The organism is Lysobacter sp. Soil_C_15, assembly GCF_057657315.1.
In genome coordinates this window covers 499,051-517,561 of sequence record NZ_JBDGIR010000004.1, presented here as the reverse complement: position 1 = coordinate 517,561, position 18,511 = coordinate 499,051, and the positions used below count along the sequence as shown (strand labels likewise).

18 protein-coding genes are annotated in these 18,511 nt (G+C 70.0%); 8 read left to right on the top strand and 10 right to left on the bottom strand.

Translation table 11 applies throughout. The features are described 5' to 3' along the window. From AC3A57_RS12760 to AC3A57_RS12745, 4 genes are all read left to right on the top strand, one after another. Nucleotides 1-89, top strand: an 89-nt coding sequence (locus tag AC3A57_RS12760) for a proprotein convertase P-domain-containing protein (RefSeq protein WP_487579245.1), incomplete at its 5' end; no start/stop codon positions are given. A 586-nt stretch (nt 90-675) separates the two neighbouring features. Continuing rightward, the gene (locus AC3A57_RS12755) at nt 676-2,688 is read left to right on the top strand and encodes a proprotein convertase P-domain-containing protein (RefSeq protein WP_487579231.1); all 2,013 of its coding nucleotides are present in this window, start codon (nt 676-678) and stop codon (nt 2,686-2,688) included. Between the two features lie 252 nt (nt 2,689-2,940). Beyond that, nucleotides 2,941-5,223 (top strand): M14 family zinc carboxypeptidase, encoded by a 2,283-nt coding sequence (locus tag AC3A57_RS12750; protein WP_487579230.1) that lies wholly within the window; start codon nt 2,941-2,943, stop codon nt 5,221-5,223. A 454-nt stretch (nt 5,224-5,677) separates the two neighbouring features. Then, on the top strand, nt 5,678-7,339 hold the full coding sequence (locus tag AC3A57_RS12745) for a M20/M25/M40 family metallo-hydrolase (protein WP_487579229.1): 1,662 nt from the start codon (nt 5,678-5,680) through the stop codon (nt 7,337-7,339). 135 nt (nt 7,340-7,474) lie between these two features. On the opposite strand, the gene AC3A57_RS12740 is transcribed toward AC3A57_RS12745, so the two are convergent. The 3 genes from AC3A57_RS12740 to wrbA form a co-directional block, all read right to left on the bottom strand. Further along, on the bottom strand, nt 7,475-7,960 hold the full coding sequence (locus AC3A57_RS12740) for an asparaginase domain-containing protein (RefSeq protein ID WP_221671565.1): 486 nt from the start codon (nt 7,958-7,960) through the stop codon (nt 7,475-7,477). 114 nt (nt 7,961-8,074) lie between these two features. Then, entirely contained in the window at nt 8,075-8,446 is a 372-nt protein-coding gene (locus tag AC3A57_RS12735; protein ID WP_487579228.1) for a DUF2069 domain-containing protein, read from the bottom strand. Continuing rightward, on the bottom strand, nt 8,443-9,036 hold the full coding sequence (wrbA, locus tag AC3A57_RS12730) for an NAD(P)H:quinone oxidoreductase (protein ID WP_487579227.1): 594 nt from the start codon (nt 9,034-9,036) through the stop codon (nt 8,443-8,445). Before wrbA ends, AC3A57_RS12735 begins: the two co-directional genes overlap by 4 nt. A 106-nt stretch (nt 9,037-9,142) precedes the next feature. Between wrbA and AC3A57_RS12725 the strand changes: the two genes are divergently transcribed. The 3 genes from AC3A57_RS12725 to AC3A57_RS12715 are packed head-to-tail and all read left to right on the top strand — an operon-like array spanning nt 9,143 to nt 11,285. Further along, nucleotides 9,143-10,408, top strand: coding sequence for a YihY family inner membrane protein (locus AC3A57_RS12725; protein WP_487579226.1), 1,266 nt, complete (start codon nt 9,143-9,145; stop codon nt 10,406-10,408). A gap of 2 nt (nt 10,409-10,410) precedes the next feature. Then, nucleotides 10,411-11,019, top strand: coding sequence for a TlpA family protein disulfide reductase (locus tag AC3A57_RS12720; RefSeq protein WP_487579225.1), 609 nt, complete (start codon nt 10,411-10,413; stop codon nt 11,017-11,019). Further along, nucleotides 11,016-11,285 (top strand): acylphosphatase, encoded by a 270-nt coding sequence (locus tag AC3A57_RS12715; protein ID WP_487579224.1) that lies wholly within the window; start codon nt 11,016-11,018, stop codon nt 11,283-11,285. The genes AC3A57_RS12720 and AC3A57_RS12715 overlap by 4 nt, the downstream gene beginning before the upstream one ends. A 467-nt stretch (nt 11,286-11,752) precedes the next feature. Here AC3A57_RS12715 and AC3A57_RS12710 read toward each other — a convergent pair whose 3' ends face one another. Together AC3A57_RS12710 and AC3A57_RS12705 are read right to left on the bottom strand one after the other, a co-directional pair. Further along, nucleotides 11,753-12,610: a DUF2145 domain-containing protein gene (locus AC3A57_RS12710; RefSeq protein WP_487579223.1), complete on the bottom strand. Its 858-nt coding sequence runs from the start codon at nt 12,608-12,610 to the stop codon at nt 11,753-11,755. Beyond that, the gene (locus AC3A57_RS12705) at nt 12,607-12,960 is read right to left on the bottom strand and encodes a hypothetical protein (RefSeq protein WP_487579222.1); all 354 of its coding nucleotides are present in this window, start codon (nt 12,958-12,960) and stop codon (nt 12,607-12,609) included. Before AC3A57_RS12705 ends, AC3A57_RS12710 begins: the two co-directional genes overlap by 4 nt. A 202-nt stretch (nt 12,961-13,162) precedes the next feature. Here AC3A57_RS12705 and AC3A57_RS12700 point away from each other — a divergent pair, with 202 nt between their 5' ends. Continuing rightward, nucleotides 13,163-13,906: a helix-turn-helix domain-containing protein gene (locus tag AC3A57_RS12700; RefSeq protein ID WP_487579221.1), complete on the top strand. Its 744-nt coding sequence runs from the start codon at nt 13,163-13,165 to the stop codon at nt 13,904-13,906. A 501-nt stretch (nt 13,907-14,407) separates the two neighbouring features. Here the strand turns inward: AC3A57_RS12700 and ppk2 are convergent. Genes ppk2 through AC3A57_RS12675 form a run of 5 tightly spaced genes read right to left on the bottom strand, consistent with a single transcriptional unit; the run spans nt 14,408 to nt 18,359 of the window. Then, nucleotides 14,408-15,205 (bottom strand): polyphosphate kinase 2, encoded by a 798-nt coding sequence (ppk2, locus tag AC3A57_RS12695; RefSeq protein WP_487579220.1) that lies wholly within the window; start codon nt 15,203-15,205, stop codon nt 14,408-14,410. Beyond that, complete coding sequence (locus tag AC3A57_RS12690; protein ID WP_487579219.1) at nt 15,202-15,582, bottom strand: helix-turn-helix domain-containing protein; 381 nt, start codon at nt 15,580-15,582, stop codon at nt 15,202-15,204. Before AC3A57_RS12690 ends, ppk2 begins: the two co-directional genes overlap by 4 nt. 5 nt (nt 15,583-15,587) lie before the next feature. Continuing rightward, entirely contained in the window at nt 15,588-16,106 is a 519-nt protein-coding gene (gene moaB, locus AC3A57_RS12685) for a molybdenum cofactor biosynthesis protein B (RefSeq protein WP_487579218.1), read from the bottom strand. Nucleotides 16,107-16,153: 47 nt separating this feature from the next. Continuing rightward, on the bottom strand, nt 16,154-17,878 hold the full coding sequence (locus AC3A57_RS12680; protein ID WP_487579217.1) for an O-linked N-acetylglucosamine transferase, SPINDLY family protein: 1,725 nt from the start codon (nt 17,876-17,878) through the stop codon (nt 16,154-16,156). Nucleotides 17,879-17,900: 22 nt separating this feature from the next. Continuing rightward, entirely contained in the window at nt 17,901-18,359 is a 459-nt protein-coding gene (locus tag AC3A57_RS12675; RefSeq protein WP_487579216.1) for an N-acetyltransferase family protein, read from the bottom strand. Nucleotides 18,360-18,511 lie beyond the last annotated feature (152 nt).

Genomic DNA, 18,511 nt, shown 5'->3' with positions numbered 1-18,511 from the left:
AACCGCTCAACGGCACCTGGAAGCTGCGCGCCGCCGATCGCGCCGCCCAGGACGTCGGCAAGATCGACACCTGGAGCGTGACCTTCTGATCCAACCGCGACCGCCCAGCGCGTTACGCGACCCAGCCCCCGGCGACGCCGGGGGCTTTTTTTCGCCCGAACGACGCGCCTCGCTTGGGGGGCGGAAGGAGGCCGAAAAATTCAATCGAGCGCGGCGAAAAACCGCGAAAATCCACGACAAAAGCCGCGCCGAACTCGCCGCTCGTACCCCGCAAGCAACCGCTCGCCGGCTAAGTTCCGTCGACATGTGCGCGCGGCGGCTTCATGAACGCGGACGGGTTCTCAGTTCCGATTTCCGCCTGCAAGTACCGATTTCAATCGAAACAAATCTTCGCCGTATGCGTGACGAAACACACGGATGCGATGTGGACTCGGCGGATTTGCGTCTTGTTGTGCGCGACGGCCCTGCTTCAGAGTCGCGCCGTGGTCGCGCCGGCTGCGCACCGATCGGCCACGCGTCGTCGCCGTTGAACACGCACGCTTGGGGGAAGCATGCGGCATTGCCTGCATCACGTGCTGGAGCATTCGATTCCCATCGCCTGACCCGCCGCCATCGCCACCGAAACGCCTCGTTCGGCGTCGCGGGTCTTTGCCTCTACTACGGACGGAGAGACTCATGAAACGATTCTGTGGTTCCCTGATGTTGCTCGCCATGTCGATCAGCGCCGCCCTGGCCGCGCCTGCTTCGCGCCCCGCGGCATTCGAATACGCCAATCTGTCCAGCGTCGACAAGGTCGCCCTGCGCACCATGCCGGCGGTGGACGTCGCCAAGCTGCGCGCCGAGGACCGCGTGCGCGAAGCGCGCGGCGACATCCCGCGCTTCGCCCAGCCGATGACCGTCGACATGACGCCGCAGAACTCCGGCGTCTGGGAAAGCATCGATGCCGACACCCTGGTCTGGCGCCAGCGCGTGCGCTCCGACAAGGCGCTGTCGCTGAACTTCGGCTTCACCCAGTACCACATGCCGGCCGGCGGTCGCCTGCTGGTGTATCCGGCCACCCAGATGCCGGGCGGCGATCGCAACCTGATCAGCCAGTACGACGACAGCAACAACAACGCCCAAGGCCAGCTGTGGACCGCGATCGTGCCGGGCGAGGAAGCGGTGATCGAAGTGGTCGTGCCGCGCGCCAAGGCCAGCGAACTCAAGCTGCACCTGACCAAGGTCAACCACGACTACGTCGGCTTCGGTCCGCTGGCGCGCCGCCTGGCCGCGCAGAGCGGCGAGAAGGGCGTGTCGGGCCAGTGCAACGTCGACGTGGTCTGCCCCGACGGCGACGGCCGCCGCGACATCATCCGTTCGGTCGCGGCCTATTCCAAGAGCGGCTCGCTGGCCTGTACCGGTTCGCTGGTCAACAACACCGCGAACGACAAGAAGATGTACTTCCTGACCGCGCACCACTGCGGCATGGGCACGGCTTCGACCGCGGCCAGCATCGTGGTGTATTGGAACTACCAGAACTCGACCTGCCGCGCGCCGAACACTCCGGCCAGCGGCGCCAACGGCGACGGCTCGATGAGCCAGAACCAGTCGGGTTCGACGGTCAAGGCGACTTATGCGACCTCCGACTTCACCCTGCTGGAACTGAACACCCCGGCCAATCCGGCGTTCAACCTGTACTGGGCCGGCTGGGACCGCCGCGACCAGAACTTCCCCAGCTCGATCGCGATCCATCACCCCAACGTGGCCGAGAAGCGCATCAGCCTGTCGGTGCAGCCGACCACCTTCGTCGCCTGGGGCGGCGGCGCCGGCACCACCCACCTGCGTTCGCAGTGGCAGCCCACGGGCGGCGTGACCGAGCCGGGCTCCTCGGGTTCGCCGCTGTACAGCCCGGAGAAGCGGGTCATCGGCCAGCTGCACGGCGGCCCGTCGAGCTGCTCGGCGACCGGCGACAACCGCAGCGACTACTACGGCCGCGTGTTCGTGTCCTGGACCGGCGGCGGCGCCTCGGGTTCGCGCCTGAGCGACTGGCTCGACGCGGCCGGCACCGGCCAGACCTTCATCGACGGCCTGGACTCGGGCGGCACGCCGGGCAACAACCCGCCGGTGGCCAACTTCACCTCGACCACCAGCGGTCTGACCGCGACCTTCACCGACAGCTCCACCGACAGCGACGGCACCATCGCCTCGCGTAGCTGGAACTTCGGCGACGGCACCACCTCGACCGCGACCAACCCGAGCAAGACCTACGCCGCCGCCGGCACCTATACGGTTACCCTGACCGTCACCGACGACGACGGCGCAACCAACACCAAGACCGGCACGGTCACGGTGTCCGGCGGCCCGGGCGCGCAGACCTACAGCAACGAGACCGACTACGCGATCGCCGACCACAGCACCGTGGACAGCCCGATCACGGTCTCCGGCCGCAGCGGCAACGGTTCGGCCACCACGCCGATCCAGGTGACGATCTACCACACCTACCGCAGCGACCTGAAGGTCGACCTGGTCGCCCCGGACGGCACGGTCTACAACCTGCACAACCGCACCGGCGGCAGCGCCGACAACATCATCCAGACCTTCACCAAGGACCTGTCGAGCGAGCCGCTCAACGGCACCTGGAAGCTGCGGGTGAACGACAACGCCAGCGCCGACACCGGCCGGATCGACAAGTGGAGCATCACCTTCTGATCCAAGCGGTCTGATCCGCACCGCGCCGCGGCTTTCGGGCCGCGGCGTTTTTTCAGGGCGTCCGTACCGCGACGAGCGGACGCCGCCGGACTCCGGCGATCGCAGCGGCGTTCTGCTGCGGATATCACGAAAGCGCATCGGCCGCGCGCCGCGCGGCGCTTGCCAGTGCGTCGCACCCATCCACAGCATGGTCGCAGCGCGCTGCCCCGCGACGCTGCCTGCCCACCCGCACCGGTTCCTGGAGAATTCCCTATGCGCATCCGATCCGCCGCGTTGCCGCTGTTGCTGGCCTTGTCCGCCGGCCACGCGTCCGCCGAAGACCTGCCGGTCTTCGTCACCGCCCATTACCAGAATCCCGCCCAGCTGCAGCGCATCGCATCGCGCTTCCAGCACCTGATCGTCGACCGCGACGCGCGCACGGTGAAGGTCGAAGCGATGCCGGAAGACCTGGATGCGCTGCGCCGCGCCGGCCTGCGCTACGAGATCGACCGCGACGGCACGGAAAAACTGCAGCGCCTGCAGCGCGCCCTGCAAAGCTCGGCCCTGGGGATCAAGAGCATCCCCGGCTACGCCTGCTACCGAACGGTCGAAGAGACCTACCAGACCATGGACCAGCTGGCGGCGAGCAAGCCGCAGCTGGCCAGCGTGCGGACGATCGGGCCGAGCTGGCAGAAGACCCAGAGCGCCGGCACCGGCTACGACATGAAGGTGCTGAAGCTGACCAACTCGGCCACCGACGCGGCGCTGCCGAACAAGCCGACCCTGGCCCTGTTCGGTTCGATCCACGCCCGCGAATACACCCCGGCCGAGACCGTCACCCGTTTCGCCGAATGGCTGGCCAACGGCTACGGCAGCAACGACGAAGCGACCTGGCTGCTGGACAACTTCGCCTTCCAGTTCGTGCTTCAGGCCAACCCGGACGGGCGCAAGAAGGCCGAGGCCGGCTCGTCCTGGCGCAAGAACGTCAACAACACCAACGGCAGCTGCAGCGCCTCGTCCTACGGCACCGACCTCAACCGAAATTTCCCCTACCACTGGAACAGCGCCGCCGGCGGCTCCAGCGGCAACGCCTGCGCCGAAACCTATCGCGGCCCGACCGCGGCCTCGGAGCCGGAGACGCAGAACCTGATGCGCCTGGTCGCCGGCACCCGCGGCAGCAACGGCGTCTACACCGGCGGCATCTTCCCCGATCGCCGCCCCGACGATGTCAACACCGCCGCGCCGGAGGACTACCAGGGCATCTTCATGGACATCCACAGCGCCGCCCAACTGGTGCTGTGGTCCTGGGGCGACACCAGCAATCCGGCGCCGAACAGCGCCGCGCTGCGCGCGCTCGGCCGGCGCATGGCCTACCACAACAATTACCGTCCGCAGCAGTCCGACGAGCTGTACGCCACCGACGGCACCACCGACGACACCATGTACGGTTCGCTCGGCGTGCCGGCTTACACGATCGAGCTGGGCGTGTCGTTCTTCGAAAGCTGCAGCACCTTCACCGGCACCACCTTGCCGGACAACCTCAAGTCGCTGCGCTACGCCGCGCGCAGCCTGTGGGCGCCGTACAAGCTGCCGTCCGGCCCGGATACCGTCGCGGTATCGGTGGCCTCGGCGACGGTGCCGGCCGGCACGCCGGTGTCGCTGACCGCGACCGTCGACGACAGCGTGTTCAACCAGAGCAACGGAACCGAGCCGGTGCAGAACATCGCCTCGGCCCGCGCCTACCTCGACGCGCCGCCGTGGGCGCCCGGCGCAGTGTCCTATCCGCTCAACGCCAGCGACGGCAGCTTCAACGCCAGCCGCGAAACGGTGACCGGCAGCATCCCGACCACCGGTCTGGCCCAGGGCGTGCACACGCTGTACGTGCAGGGCACCGACGCCGCCGGCAAGCCGGGCACGCCGAACGCGGTGCGCTTCACCGTCGGCGGCACCGGGCCGGGCAACAACCCGCCGGTGGCCAACTTCAGCTCGTCGGCCAGCGGCCTGACCGTGGCGTTCACCGACAGCTCGACCGACAGCGACGGCAGCATCGTCTCGCGCAGCTGGAACTTCGGCGACGGCACCAGCTCGACCGCGACCAGCCCGAGCAAGACCTACGCCGCGGCCGGCACCTACAGCGTGATCCTGACGGTCACCGACGACGACGGCGCCAGCCACAGCAAGACCGCCTCGGTCACGGTCAGCGACGGCAGCGGCACCCAGACCTACCGCAACGACAACGACGTGCAGATCCCCGACAACGCCACGGTCGAGAGCAGCATCGTCGTGTCCGGCCGCAGCGGCAACGCGCCGAGCAACGCCTCGGTGGCGGTGACGATCTACCACACCTACAAGAGCGACATCAAAGTCGACCTGGTCGCGCCCGACGGCACGCTGTACAACCTGCACAACCGCAGCGGCGGCAGCGCCGACAACGTCATCGGCAGCTTCGTCAAGGATCTGTCCAGCGAAGCGCTGAACGGCACCTGGAAGCTGCGGGTCAACGACAACGCCACCCAGGACACCGGCCGCATCGATACCTGGAGCATCACCTTCTGATCCGCCGATCGTAACGACGATCGAGCGCCGATCGCCGCGTCGCGACGGACCCCGGCTCCGGCCGAGGTTCGTCGCTTCGGCGCACCGCGCTGGCTCGCGGCGGCATCCGCATGCGCCGCTTTTCGTTCATGGAAATAGAGAAAATTCCGGGGTTTTACGCTCGCATCGCAGATGCGCCGGCGCACCGTAAGCGGTTACGGTGCGTATGCATGACCGCAGTCACGGACGCGAATGTGCGCTCGGACAGGTTGTCGCTTGTCGGTCACATCGCCGCGCGCTTAGGGTCGAGTCCCGGGTGCCTCGGAACGTCTCCCCCGCGCGTTTCGGCATCGCTTTCCCGCCCGGCAACTCCTCGCGACGGCCCGCGTTGCATCGCCGTCATTCCAGCCCATCGCGTCCCTGCGCCGGTGCCCGCACGCACCCGGTCGGCGACGCCGAACCCAGGAGCGCTTTCGTGAACAAGCACGTCGCCCCGCTGCCCGCTTTGCTCGCTCTCGCCCTGTCCGCCGCCATCGCGCCGGCGGCCGCACAGACGTCCGCCGCGCCGCAGGCCCATGTCCACGACCAATCGCGGCTGAGCCCCGGCGAAGATCCGTTCAAGCCGGTGTTCATCGTCACTTCGCGCGACACCTACGACGCCGGCGTCAAGACCCTGGCCCGCAACTCCACCGGCGTGCAGAACGGCGCCGGGGCCAAGCTGGTGATCGCCGAACTCAAGACCCACCAGCTGACCGACGTGACCCACCACGTGCACGAGAAGGAGAAGCGCTGCGGCGGCTTCGTCGCTTTCGACAGCCGCGAAGAGGCCGAGGCCTTCGTCCGCAACGACCGCACCGCGCAGGCGATGGCGACCCAGTTCGCGACCTATACCATCGACAACCAGGCCACGGTGACGCCGTGGCTGAGCCAGGTCGCCGAAGCCAACATCCGCGGCACCATCAACCACCTGTCGACCTCGTACCCGAACCGCTACTACGCCTCGACCTATGGCCGCACTTCGGCGACCTGGATCAAGGACAACTGGCTGAGCCTGGCCAACGGCCGCAGCGACGTCAGCGCCGAGCTCTATACCGGCTGCACCACCTGTTCGACCCAGCCTTCGGCGATCCTGACCATCCAGGGCACGGACCTGCCGAACGAAGTGGTGGTGCTGGGCGCGCACCTGGACTCGATCTCCAGCACCGGCAGCGGCGACGCGATGACCGCGCCGGGCGCCGACGACGACGCCTCCGGCATCGCCACCCTGACCGAAGTGGCGCGCATCGCCCTGGCCAGCGGCTGGAAGCCCAAGCGCACGATCAAGTTCATGGGCTATGCGGCCGAGGAAGTCGGCCTGCGCGGCTCCAAGGCCATCGCCACCGATTTCAAGAATCGCGGCGTCAACGTGGTCGGCGTGCTGCAGCTGGACATGACCAACTACCGCACCAGCGGCACGCCGGAAGTGCGCCTGGTCAGCGACTACTCGAACTCGGCCCTGCAGCAGTTCCTGCGCGACCTGCATTCGACCTACCTCGGCGGCACCCTCGGCAGCTACACCTGCGGCTACGGCTGCTCCGACCATGCCTCCTGGACCTCGGCGGGCTTCCCGGCGGCGATCTACTTCGAGGGCGGCAACAGCAGCGGCGGCTACTTCTCCTCGATCCACACGCCCAACGACAAGCTGTCCAACATGGGCAACTCGGCGGCCAACAGCGTGCCCTTCGCCAAGCTCGGCCTGGCTTTCCTCGGCGAGCTGGGCAAAACCGCCGGCACCGGCCCGGGCCCGGGTCCGGGCACCCAGACCTACACCAACGGCACCGACTACGCGGTCAACGACAACGCCACCGTCGACAGCCCGATCACGGTCTCCGGCCGCACCGGCAACGCCCCGACCAACGCCTCGGTGTCGGTGAACATCGTCCACACCTACCGCGGCGACCTGAAGGTCGACCTGGTCGCGCCGGACGGCTCGCTCTACAACATCAGCAACCGCGCCGGCGGCAGCGCCGACAACGTCACCGGCAGCTTCACCTTCAACCTGTCCAGCGAACCGCTCAACGGCATCTGGAAGCTGCGGGTGAACGACAACGCCAGCCAGGACACCGGCCGGATCGATACCTGGAGCATCACGTTCTGATCGAAGCCGAGGGGACGAGGCGGGCTGCGTCACCGTAGCCCGCCTCGCCGGACGCGCAAACGCGACGGGCGCCGCAATGCGGCGCCCGTCGGGTATGGCTTGCGGCGCGTCGGTCGCGCCGGCCGGGGCGATGCGTCAGATCGCTTCGAAGCGATTGGCCTCGACGTTCTTGCGCACCTTGGTCGGGTCCCAGATGCGGCCGTTCATGGCGATGTAGACGCCAGCCGGCAGCGACTGCACCGCGCCGACCGCGGTGCCGATGTTGAACTCGGCGTCGGAGCCGCGGAAACGCGCCGGGTTGAGCGCGCCGGTGAGGACGATGGTCTTGCCGGGGATGGTCGCCAGGATCTTGGCGGTCTCGACCATGCTGTCGGTGCCGTGGGTGACCAGCACGTGCTGGGCGTCCTGGGCGGCGATGGTGGCGCGGATCAGCTCGCGGTCCTGCGCGGTGATGTGCAGCGAATCCTTGCGGATGATCGGAATCACGCTGTAGCGGAACGCCACGCCGAGTTCGTCGAGGATGTGGCCGATCTGCGGTTCGCCGATCTGGTAGTCCGACTTGTCGTCGAAGTAGATCTTGTCGATCGTGCCGCCGGTGGTGACGATGCAGAGCTTGTCCATCTCGGGTGAGTCGCGTGGTCGGGAACGGATGGCGATTATAGGCCCCGGCGCTCGCCGCCGAGCCGCGCCGGCACCGTGCGGGCGCGTATCCCGGCCGCCGCCGCGCGGCGGGGTTCAGGCGCCGGTTTTATCGCCGGCCTTGCGGCCGAACCGGGCCGCCAGGCCGGGCTGGTTGGCGGCGAAGATCACCAGCAGGGCCAGGGCCAGCTCGATCCAGGCGTAGCCGCGCTCGGCCGGGGACGACCAGGCCAGCATCACCGCATGGCAGAACCAGGCCAGGGCGCAGACCCCCGACCAGTAGCCGGCGCGGCGGCTGCGCCGCCACACCCCCAGCGCCAGCAGCGCCGGCGGCAGCACGAACACCAGCAGCCCGGCCAGCAGGTGCCGCTGCGGCAGCAGGTACCAGAACGAAAACAGCGCGACCAGGCCGAGCAGGGAGGCCAGCAGCAGCGTCTGCGCGCGGCTGCGCGGCGCCGGCGCGTTCACCGGCTCACCTTGAGCACCAGTTCGGCGACCCGGCGGCCGAGCGCGCGCGCCAGTTGGGCCTCGTCGTCGCTCAGCTGCGGATCGTCCTGGGCGCCGGCGACGTGGCTGGCGCCGTAGGGCGTGCCGCCGCCGCGGGTACTGCTGAGCGCCGGCTCGGTATAGGGCAGGCCGAGCAGGATGCAGCCGTGGTGGAGCAGGGGCACCATCATCGTCAGCAGGGTCGATTCCTGGCCGCCGTGCTGGCTCGCGGTGGAGGTGAATACCGCCGCCGGCATGCCGACCAGGGCGCCGCTGGCCCACTGCGCGCCGAGCCCGTCCAGCCAGTGCTTGACCGGCGCGGCCATGTTGCCGAACCGGGTCGGGCTGCCGAGCACCAGGCCGGCGCATTCGGCCAGGTCGCGCGCCTCCACGTAGGGCGCGCCCTCGTCGGGCACCGGCGGCGCCGCGGTCTGGGTGATCGCGGCTACCGGCGGCACGCTGCGCACGCGCGCGGCGACGCCGTCGACCTCGCCGATCCCGCGCGCGATCTGCCGCGCCAGCCGCGCCACCGAGCCGCCGCGGCTGTAGTACAGCACCAGAACTTCGCTCATCGGAGCCTCCTTTGCGCCGCACAGGATACGGGAGCGGGGCGGGCTTGGCGCTGCGGCGGCCCGGCCTGCATGCCCCGCCCACCTCCCATCGGTTACCCTGCGCCGAATGGAACCTCTGGATTCGATCTATCGCTGGAGCGAACGGGTGCGCGATCGCGCCCGGGCCGGGACCTTCTTCCGCTTCCTGGCCCGGCGTTTCCTCGACGACAACCTGTTCCAGGCCGCCGGCGCGCTGTCGTACACCACGGTCTTCGCGCTGGTGCCGCTGTCGATGGTGGTGTTCGGGGTGCTGTCGGCGTTCCCGATGTTCGGCGAATGGAGCGACCGCCTCAGCGACTACATCTTCTCCAACTTCGTGCCCTCGGCGGCGCGCTCGGTGGAGAACTACCTCAAGCAGTTCTCGGCCAACGCCGGCCAGCTCACCACCGCCGGCGTTATCGCCCTGGTGGTGTCGCTGCTGATCACCCTCAACGGGGTGGAGGCGGCGTTCAACCGGATCTGGCGCATCCACTCGCCGCGGCCGCGCCTGGGCCGGTTCCTGGTGTACTGGACGGTGCTGACCTTGGGCGCGCTGCTGGCCGCGGCCAGCCTGGCGATCTCGGCGCGCTTCTTCGCCATGGACGTGTTCGCCACCCAGCCCGGGCGCTGGCTGGAGAGCCTGCTGCTGCGCACCGCGCCGATGGCGCTGGAATGGATCGCCTTCGCCGCGATCTACCGGGTGGTGCCGCACCGCACGATCAAATGGCGTCACGCCGCCGCCGGCGCGTTCCTGGCGATGGTGCTGTTCGAGCTGATCAAGAGCGGCATCGGCTTCTACCTGGGCAGCTTCGGCTCGTATTCGAAGATCTACGGCACCTTGGCCTTCGTGCCGATCTTCCTGCTGTGGATCTATCTGAGCTGGGTCGCGGTGCTGCTGGGCGCCTCGCTGGCCTCCTCGATCTCGGCGTTCCGCTACCAGCCCGCATCGATGCGCCTGCCGCTGGGCTTCGAGATCTACGGCCTGCTGCGCCTGCTGGCGCGCTTCAACGGCGCGCGCAAGCTCGGCCGCGGCCTGCACATCGATGAAATCCAGCAACTGGAACCGATGCTGACCGACGCCCTGATCCAGCAGATGCTCGAGCAATTGGGCGAAATCAACGTGGTGCGCCGGGCCGAGAACGGCGAATGGCTGCTGGCGCGCGACCTGGACGAGCTGACCCTGGGCGAGCTGTACGAAGCCTGCAACCTGCGCATTCCCATCGCCGAGGCGGTGCTGCCGTGCCGCGACGACTCGCTGGGCCAGTCGGCGATGGCGGCGATGGACGAACTGCGCGTGCCGCTGCGCGCGCTGATGAAACGACGCGTGTCCAGCATCCACGCCGAACCGGAGTGACCATGAACCGACCGTACTCGCGCCCGATCCTGCTCGCCGCCGCGCTGGCGCTGGCGGCCTGCCAGCCCTCGGCGCCGCAGGGCGACAGCGCCAAGCCGGCGCCCGTTGCCGCGCCCGCAGCGACGCCCGCGCCGACGCCGACGGCCGAGCCGGCCAGCGACACGCCGCAGCTGCGCATCGCCACTATCGACGGCAAGACCTTCGACCTGGCCGAGCACCGCGGGCGCTGGGTGGTGATCAATTTCTGGGCCACCTGGTGCGGCCCCTGCATCAAGGAAATGCCCGAGCTGTCGGCGCTGGACACGATGCGCGAGCACATCGACGTGGTCGGCCTGGCCTACGAGGAGATCGAGCCGGCCGACATGCAGGCCTTCCTCAAGCAGCATCCGGTCTCCTACCCGATCGCGGTGGTCGACGTGGCCTCGCCGCCGCCGGCCTTCGACACCCCGCGCGGCCTGCCGATGTCCTACCTGATCGCGCCGGACGGCAAGGTCGCCGAGAAATTCCTCGGCGCGGTCGACGCCAAGAAGATCGAAGACGCGATCGCCAAGGCCGGCGGGCCCAAGCCGGGCGAGCAGCCGGCGGCGCCGGGGACGGCCGGCGGCCCGTGAGCGCGGCGCGCTTTTTCGTCGGCGGCAAGGTGCAGGGCGTGTGGTTCCGCGCCAGCACCCGCGAGCAGGCCCAGGCCCTGGGCCTGCGCGGCTACGCCCACAACCTCGCCGACGGCCGGGTCGAGGTGCTGGCCGCCGGCGACGCTGCGGCGATCGAGCGCCTGGCGCAGTGGCTAACCCACGGACCGCCGAACGCGCGCGTGGACCGTCTCGAACGCGAACCGGCCCGGGACGAAGAAGCCGGCCCCGGCTTCGTCTGCGGCTGAGTCGCTCGCGCCTAGGCGCTGCCTCGCATTCGAGATCATCGCCTTGGTCGGGGACGGGAGCGCGCTAGCTGACCGCGGGTTCGCGCACGATCGACCGCCGGCAGGCGATTCCCGTTGGCTGGACGGGCTGGGGATGGTGCTGTGTGCTTGAGCGATCCGCCGAAAAGCAAATCCCCCGCGCCGCAGTCCGCTGCCTGCTTCGGGCCAGCGTCGGGCGCCGGCCCCCTTTGTCAAAGGGGGCCACGGTTGGCGCGCCCTGAGTTGATGGACACCGCATCGGCGGTTGCTGCGCCGTCGATCCAACAGCGGAAGCACCGGGCGCGCGGTAGGCGACCTGCTTGGAGTCCGTAATCTCCCGTTCTCCGCTGTTGTCTTTCCCCCCTTTGAAAAAGGGGGGGCAGGGGGGATTTGCTCCTGCTCTGCTCTGCTCCGCGCTCCGGCGCCCAGCGCCGTCCCGCCACCACCGCTCACAACGCCCCCAACCGCTCCATCTCCCGTCCACTGCGCCATTCCTGCTGCGCCTGCACCCGCCCGCTGCGCGCCAGGTATTCGACGATCGCCCGCACCGTCACCACCGGATACTCGCCGCCGAGCCGGGTCGCCACCGAGTGATCGGTGAAGGCGATATTGCTGCCGAACAGCCCGCCGAGCACGCGCTTGGAGTACGGGATGCGGATCCGGTCCGGCCGGAACCCGTCGCGTTCGGCGGCGCGGTAGGCCTGCGTGCGGTTGGCGCCGGACGCGTCCTCGGCCAGGGCCGCGCCCACGGTCTCCAGCACCCAGGCGGTGGAATTCTGATACTCGACGCTGCCCGGGCGCGCGATCAGGTTGTAGCGCGGCTGGTGCAGCGGCTGTTGCGGCAGCGCGCGCAAGCGTTCGGCCAGGCGCTGCGCCAAGGCCGGATCGAGCCAGACGATGCGCGCGTCCTGGTTGACCAGGTCGTCGGCGAAGAAATTCACCAGGCCCTGGGCGTACAGGCCGGAGCGGTCTCCGCCGCATTCGTTGAGCAGATGCACCGCGCTCCAGCGCCCGGCGGGATGGTCGCGGACCACGAAGCCGACATGGCTGTAGACCAGCCCCTGCGCCGACAGATCGGTGCCGACCCGCGCCACCAGCGCCAGCGGCGCGTCGCGCTGGTCCAGGGCCGCGGCGACGGTCAGGGCGGTTTGCGCCGCGGCGGCGAGCCGGTCGGCGCCGAGGCTGCGGTTCTCGCAGCGGGTACCGGCTGCGGCGGCGAACGGCTGCAGCGGCAGCGACAGCATCGCGGCCAGCAGCACGGCGCGCAGGGCGCGATGCGGTGCGCACGGGCCGGAGGCGCGGCTCATGTGTCGATGCGCTCGCTGTGCAGCAGGGCGCGGGCGGATTCGTTGGGGACGAAGCACAAGGCCTCGCCGGCTGCAGTGCTGATCAGCCAGCCGGCGGCGACCGCCGTGACCACCACGGCTTGGCCGACCTTGAGGCCCAGCCGTGCGGCTTGTTGCGCCGACAGCGCTATGACGATCGAGGTGCCGGCGGCGACGGCCGAGACGGTGACCGCGGCGCCCTGGGCGCTGGCCTCGATCGCGGCGACCGAAAATCGTGCGCCCTGCGACAAGGCCCTGGCCGCGGCCGCCGGGACTTCGACCGAGGCCGCCAGGCTGGCCTCGGACTGACGGCTGAGGCCGTCGGATTGCACCGCCGCAAAGGCCGGCATCCCTGCCAGCGGGCCAGCGGCGGCCGAAACGGCCAGAACCAGGGGAAGCAGACGGTCGGCAATCCTTGGCATTCGCGTCTCCTCGTTCGGGACCGCGGCCAGACTCGGGCGCTGCGGCGCGGTTGGCAACAATGATCGACAAGGTGGCTCGGATTTCTATCGTCAGTAGAGTATTTTGCTACCCATGGCGCTTACTCTCGAGCTCGTCGATGCCCTCAAGCGGTTCCTGCGCGCGCAGGAGCTGACCTACCGCGACCTGGCCGGCCGGCTCAAGCTCAGCGAGGCGGCGGTCAAGCGCATGTTCTCGCGCCGGGCGATGAGCCTACGCCGGCTGGAGCAGATCTGCGATGTGCTCGATATCGGCCTGGCCGAGCTCAGTGCCGAGGCCGCGCGCGGCCGCGCGCCGATGGCCACGCTCAGCGAGGCCCAGGAACAGGCCCTGGTCGACGACCCGGCCCTGCTGGTGGCGTTGTTTCTGACCTTGAATCGCTGGAAGCAGGCCGACGTGCAGGCGCATTTCGTCTTCGACGACGTGCGCTGGACTCAGCTGATGGTGCGCCTGGACCGGCTCGGCATCATCGAGCTGATGCCCGGCAACCGCGGCCGGCCGCTGACCGCGCGCAATTTCCGCTGGCGCGCCGACGGGCCGATGGAGCGCTATTTCCGCCACCACCTGCTCGGCGACTTCTTCGCCGATCCCTTCGACGGCGAGCAGGACGTGCTGTTGCTGCTCAGCGGCGCGTTGAGCACCGCCGGCATCCGCGAGCTCAGGCAGCGCCTGGGCGAAGTCGCGCGCGAGTTCGACGCCTTGCTGGCGCGGGACGCGGCCTTGAGCGCGCAGGAGCGGGTCGGGGTCAGCCTGGTGTTGGCGCAGAAGCCCTGGCTGCTGCAACTGTTCCACCCGTTCCGGCGTTCGCAGGGCGACTGATCGCAGCCGTCGGGCTGATCGGCGAAGCGGCGTCTCGCGTTGTCCGCCTTTCTGTAGGAGCGGCGTGAGCCGCGACCAACCGCAGCGGTGTACGCCAGCGTTTCGGCCGAAGACCGGATGCGGGCTTTGGATTCGGCGAAGCGCGGCCGCGGGTCCGGGCTTCGGGAAGCGCGCTTTCGGGCACCTCTTCCGTTGTCGCGGCTCACGCCGCTCCTACACAAGGGCGGCGTCAATCGGCCTTCTTGCGCTTGTTGCCGGCGCAGGGCGACTGATCGCAGCCGTCGGGCTGATCGGCGAGGCGGCGTCTCGCGTTGTCCGCCTTTCTGTAGGAGCGGCGTGAGCCGCGACCAACCGCAGCGGTGTACGCCAGCGTTTCGGCCGAAGACCGGATGCGGGTTTTGGATTCGCCGAAGCGCGGCCGCGGGTCCGGGCTTCGGGAAGCGCGCTTTCGGGCACCTCTTCTGTTGTCGCAGCTCACGCCGCTCCTACACAAGGGCGGCGTCAATCGGCCTTCTTGCGCTTGTTGCCGGTCGCAGGAATCGGCTGCAGCACGCCGTATTTTTCCGTCGACGGCTTGCCCTTCAGCTTGGGGAACTTCAGCGGCGCGGGCTCGACCCGGGTGTCGGGCAGGCGCGCGAGCAGGTCGCGGATCAGGCTCAGCCGGCCCTGGCGCTGGTCGTTGAAGTCGACCAGGGTCCACGGCGCATGTTCGGTGTGGGTCGCCGCGAGCATGGCCTCGCGGGCGTGGGTGTAATCGTCGTAATGCTTGCGCGCTTCCAGGTCGATCGGCGACAGCTTCCAGCGCTTGAGCGGATCGTCCAGGCGCTCGGCGAAGCGCTGCTCCTGCTGCTCCTGGTCGCAGCACAGCCAGTACTTGAACAGCAGGATGCCGTCGTCGACCAACAGCCGCTCGAAGGTCGGCGCCTGGCGCAGGAAAGCCTGGACCTGCTCCGGCGTGGCGAAGCCCATCACCCGTTCGACCCCGGCGCGGTTGTACCAGCTGCGGTCGAACAGGACGATCTCGCCGGCCGCGGGCAGGTGCGGTACGTAGCGCTGGAAATACCACTGCCCGCTCTCGCGCTCGCTGGGCTTGGACAGGGCGACGATGCGGCACTGGCGCGGATTGAGGTGGTCGGACAGGGCGCCGATGACGCCGCCCTTGCCGGAGGTGTCGCGGCCCTCCAGCAGCACCGCCACGCGGCGGCCGCTGCGTTGCAGCCAGCGCGCCATCGCCACCAGTTCCAGCTGCAGGGGTTCGAGCTGGGCCTCGTATTCCTTGCGCTTGAGCGGCTTGCTCATCGCCCGGCCGCCTTCTTGGCCGCGCGCTTGCGCGGCGCGCGCGGCGGCGCGCTGCGGCGGGTGCCGGCCATGCCGGTGGCGACTTCGAGCAGGGCGCCTTGCTGGCGCGCGCTGAGTGCGCGGTAGGCGGCGAGCAGGTCGTGCTCGCCCTGGGTGCGGGCCGGGTCCAGGGTGCTGGCCAGTTCGGCCAACAAGGCGCCGGCCGGCACGCCGAAGGCGCGCGCCAGCGCGTCGAGCTGGTCCTTGCCGGGCAGCTTCTCGCCGCGCAGCCAGGCGCTGACCGTGGCCGCGCCGGCGCGCGGGATCGCGGTGGCCAGGTCGGCGACGCTCAGGCCGCTGGCCTTGGCCAGCAAACGCAGGGTCGTATCCAACGACATGCCGATCACTCCTTCAGGCGCGGACGCAGGGTGGCGAGGTTGCACGGCCTGGTGCGCGCGTCGAGTTGGGCGCGGACGATCTTTTCCCAGGCCGTGCGGCAGGCCGAGGTCGAACCCGGCAGGCAGAACAGGAAGGTGGCGTTGGCCAGGCCGGCGAAGGCGCGCGACTGCAGGGTCGAGGTGCCGATCTCGTCGAAGCTGATCGCGCGGAACAGCTCGCCGAAACCCGGCATTTCCTTGTCCAGCAGCGGCAGCAGCGCCTCGGGGGTGGAATCGCGGCCGGTGAAGCCGGTGCCGCCGGTGACCAGGATGCCGTCGACCGCAGGATCGGCGATCCACTGCGATACCGTCGCGCGCATCCGGTAGCGGTCGTCGGGCAGCAGCGCGCGCTCGGCCAGGCGATGGCCGGCCTCGGTCAGCGACTGCACCAGATAGTCGCCGGAGCTGTCCTCGGCCAGGCTGCGCGTGTCCGACACGGTCAACACGCACAGGTTCAGGGCAATGAAATCGCGTTCGGCGGTCATGGGCGCAGCCTAGCGCAAAACGCGCGCGGCGAAATGGGCCGCGCGGGTCAGCGCTCCGGTCCCTGCAGCGGCGCCGGGGCCAAGCCCTTGCGTTGGCGTCGCGCCATCGCCAGGGTCATCGCGGCGAAGTCGACCGCGAAGCCGTCCATGTCGAACAAGCCGCTGCTGCGGCGGCGCTCGGCCAGTTCGGCGCGCAAGGCGGCGAGGGCGGCGGGGTCGTTGCCGAGCGCGGCGGCGCGGTCGACGAAGGCCGCATCGTCGGCGAGGTTGAGCGAGTCCAGGCCGAGGTGGTGGTTGAGGCTGCCGGCCACGCGCGCGGCGAAGGCCGCGCCGGGCGCGGTCAGCACCGGGCAACCGGCCCAGATCGCGTCGGAGGCGGTGGTGTGGGCGTTGTAGGGAGCGGTATCGAGGAACAGATCGGCGTGGCCCAGCCGCGCCAGGTACTCGGCCTGCGGTTGCTTGGGCATGAACACCAATCGCTCCGGCGCCAAGCCCTGGGCGGCGGCGAATTCGCGCAGGCGCTGGTCGGCGCGGCCCGGGCCCGACAGCAGCCACAGCACGCTGCCGGGCACGGCGCGCAGCACCGCCAGCAGGCGTGCGACGCTGCGCGGGTTCAACTTGTAGCTGTTGTTGAAGCAGCAAAACACCACGCCGGTTGCGGGCAGTCCGCAGTCCGCGCGCGAGGGCATCGGCGCGGGCACCCGGCGGGTGTCGGAGGGTTGGAAGCAGCGCGGCAGCCAGGCCGGGGTTTCGCTGAAATCGGCGGCCAGCGATTCGGGCAGCACGTAGCGGTCGGCGAGCACGTAGTCGATCCACGGCGCGCCGGAGGTGCCCGGATAGGCCAGCCAATTGACCTGCACCGGCGCCGGCCGCATCGCCAGCACTTCCGGCGTGCCGCCGCCGCCCCAGCCGCGCAGGTCGAACAGCACGTCGATGCCGGCGCGGCGGATGGTCGCGGCGATCTGCGCGTGCGGCTGCTGCGAGACGTCGTGCAGGGCGTCGGAGGCGGCGTGCAGGCGGCGCCGGATCGCGCTGCCGTCGTCGCGGTTGAGCGCGAACAGGTGCACCGCCAGGCCGCCGCGGCGGTGCAGGGCCTCGAACAGGGCCACGGTCAGCAGGCCGGTGGGGTGGGCGCCGAAACCGTTGGACAAAAAGCCGGCGCGCACCGGCGCCGCGGTCTCGCGCGCCGGCGCCGGCGGCAGCGCGCGCACCGACTGCGCGACCAGTTGCGCGCGCAAGCCGGCGCAACGGCGCTGTTCGGCGGGGCTGGCGTCCTCGCTGAGAAAGGCGAAGGGCTCGACCGAGGCGCGGCCCTGCGCCACCGCGTCGCGCACCTGCTGCGACAGCGCCGGCAAATCGCGCCAATCGCACAGCTTGCGCCGCCAGGCCAGCAGATACGCCGCCAGCTGGGGCTCGCGCGGCGCCAGCGCGTAGGCGCGCCCATAGGCGCCGAGCGCGCCCTCGGCATCGCCGACGTCTTCCAGCGCATGCGCCAGCCAGACCGCGATGCCGGGATGCTGCGGCGCCGCGCGCGCCGCCTCGCCGAGGCTGGCGACGGCGTCCTCGCGCCGGCCCAGCATCCATTGCGCGCGGCCCAGCCGCGCCAGCGCCTCCGGGTGCCCGGGACGCAAGGCCAGCGCGCGCCGCGCCGCGGCCTCGCCGCTGCGCGCGTCGCCGGCATCGAGTTCGTGCTCGGCCAACACTATCCAGGCCATCGCATCGCCCGGGTTGCGTTGCAGGGCCTGGCGCAGCGGCAGGCGCGGATCGTTCATCGCGGCAGTCCCGGAGCGAGGTTCAAACCGCGCTCAACGGCAGGTGGTAGCGCTGGGTGCCGTCGTAGCGCTGCCAACCGGCCTCGTCGTACAGCGCCTGCGCCTGGCGATTGTCGTGATCGGTTTCCAGCTCCAGCCGCACCGCGCCGTCGGCGCGGGCGAAGCCGGCTGCGGCGTCGAGCAGGGCGCGGGCGACGCCGCGGCGGCGCGCGTCGGCTTCGACGTAGAGATCGTTGAGCACCCACACCCGCGCCGCGCGTACCGAGGAAAACGTCGGGTAGAGCTGGACGAAGCCGGCGCCGTCGCGTCCGTCCAGGCGGGCCAGCCACACGGCCGAGTCGCCGCGTTGCAGGCGTTCGCCGATGAAGGCGCGCGAAGCCTGCGCGTCCTCGCGTCGGGTGTAGAAAAAGCGGTAGCGCTCGAACAGCGGCGCCAGCAGCTCGAGGTCGTCGGGGCCGGCGCGGCGGACGGAAAGGCTCATGCGGGAGGCGGTCCGAGAGGGAGTGGCCGATTATGGCCGCAGCCGTCGCGCGGCGTCATGACCGCCGGCTGCGGATCTGTAGCGACTTTGTAGCAGCGGCGTCCTGCGGGGTTTTCTCTGGCCATCAGCCGCGACCCATCGCAGCGGTGCGC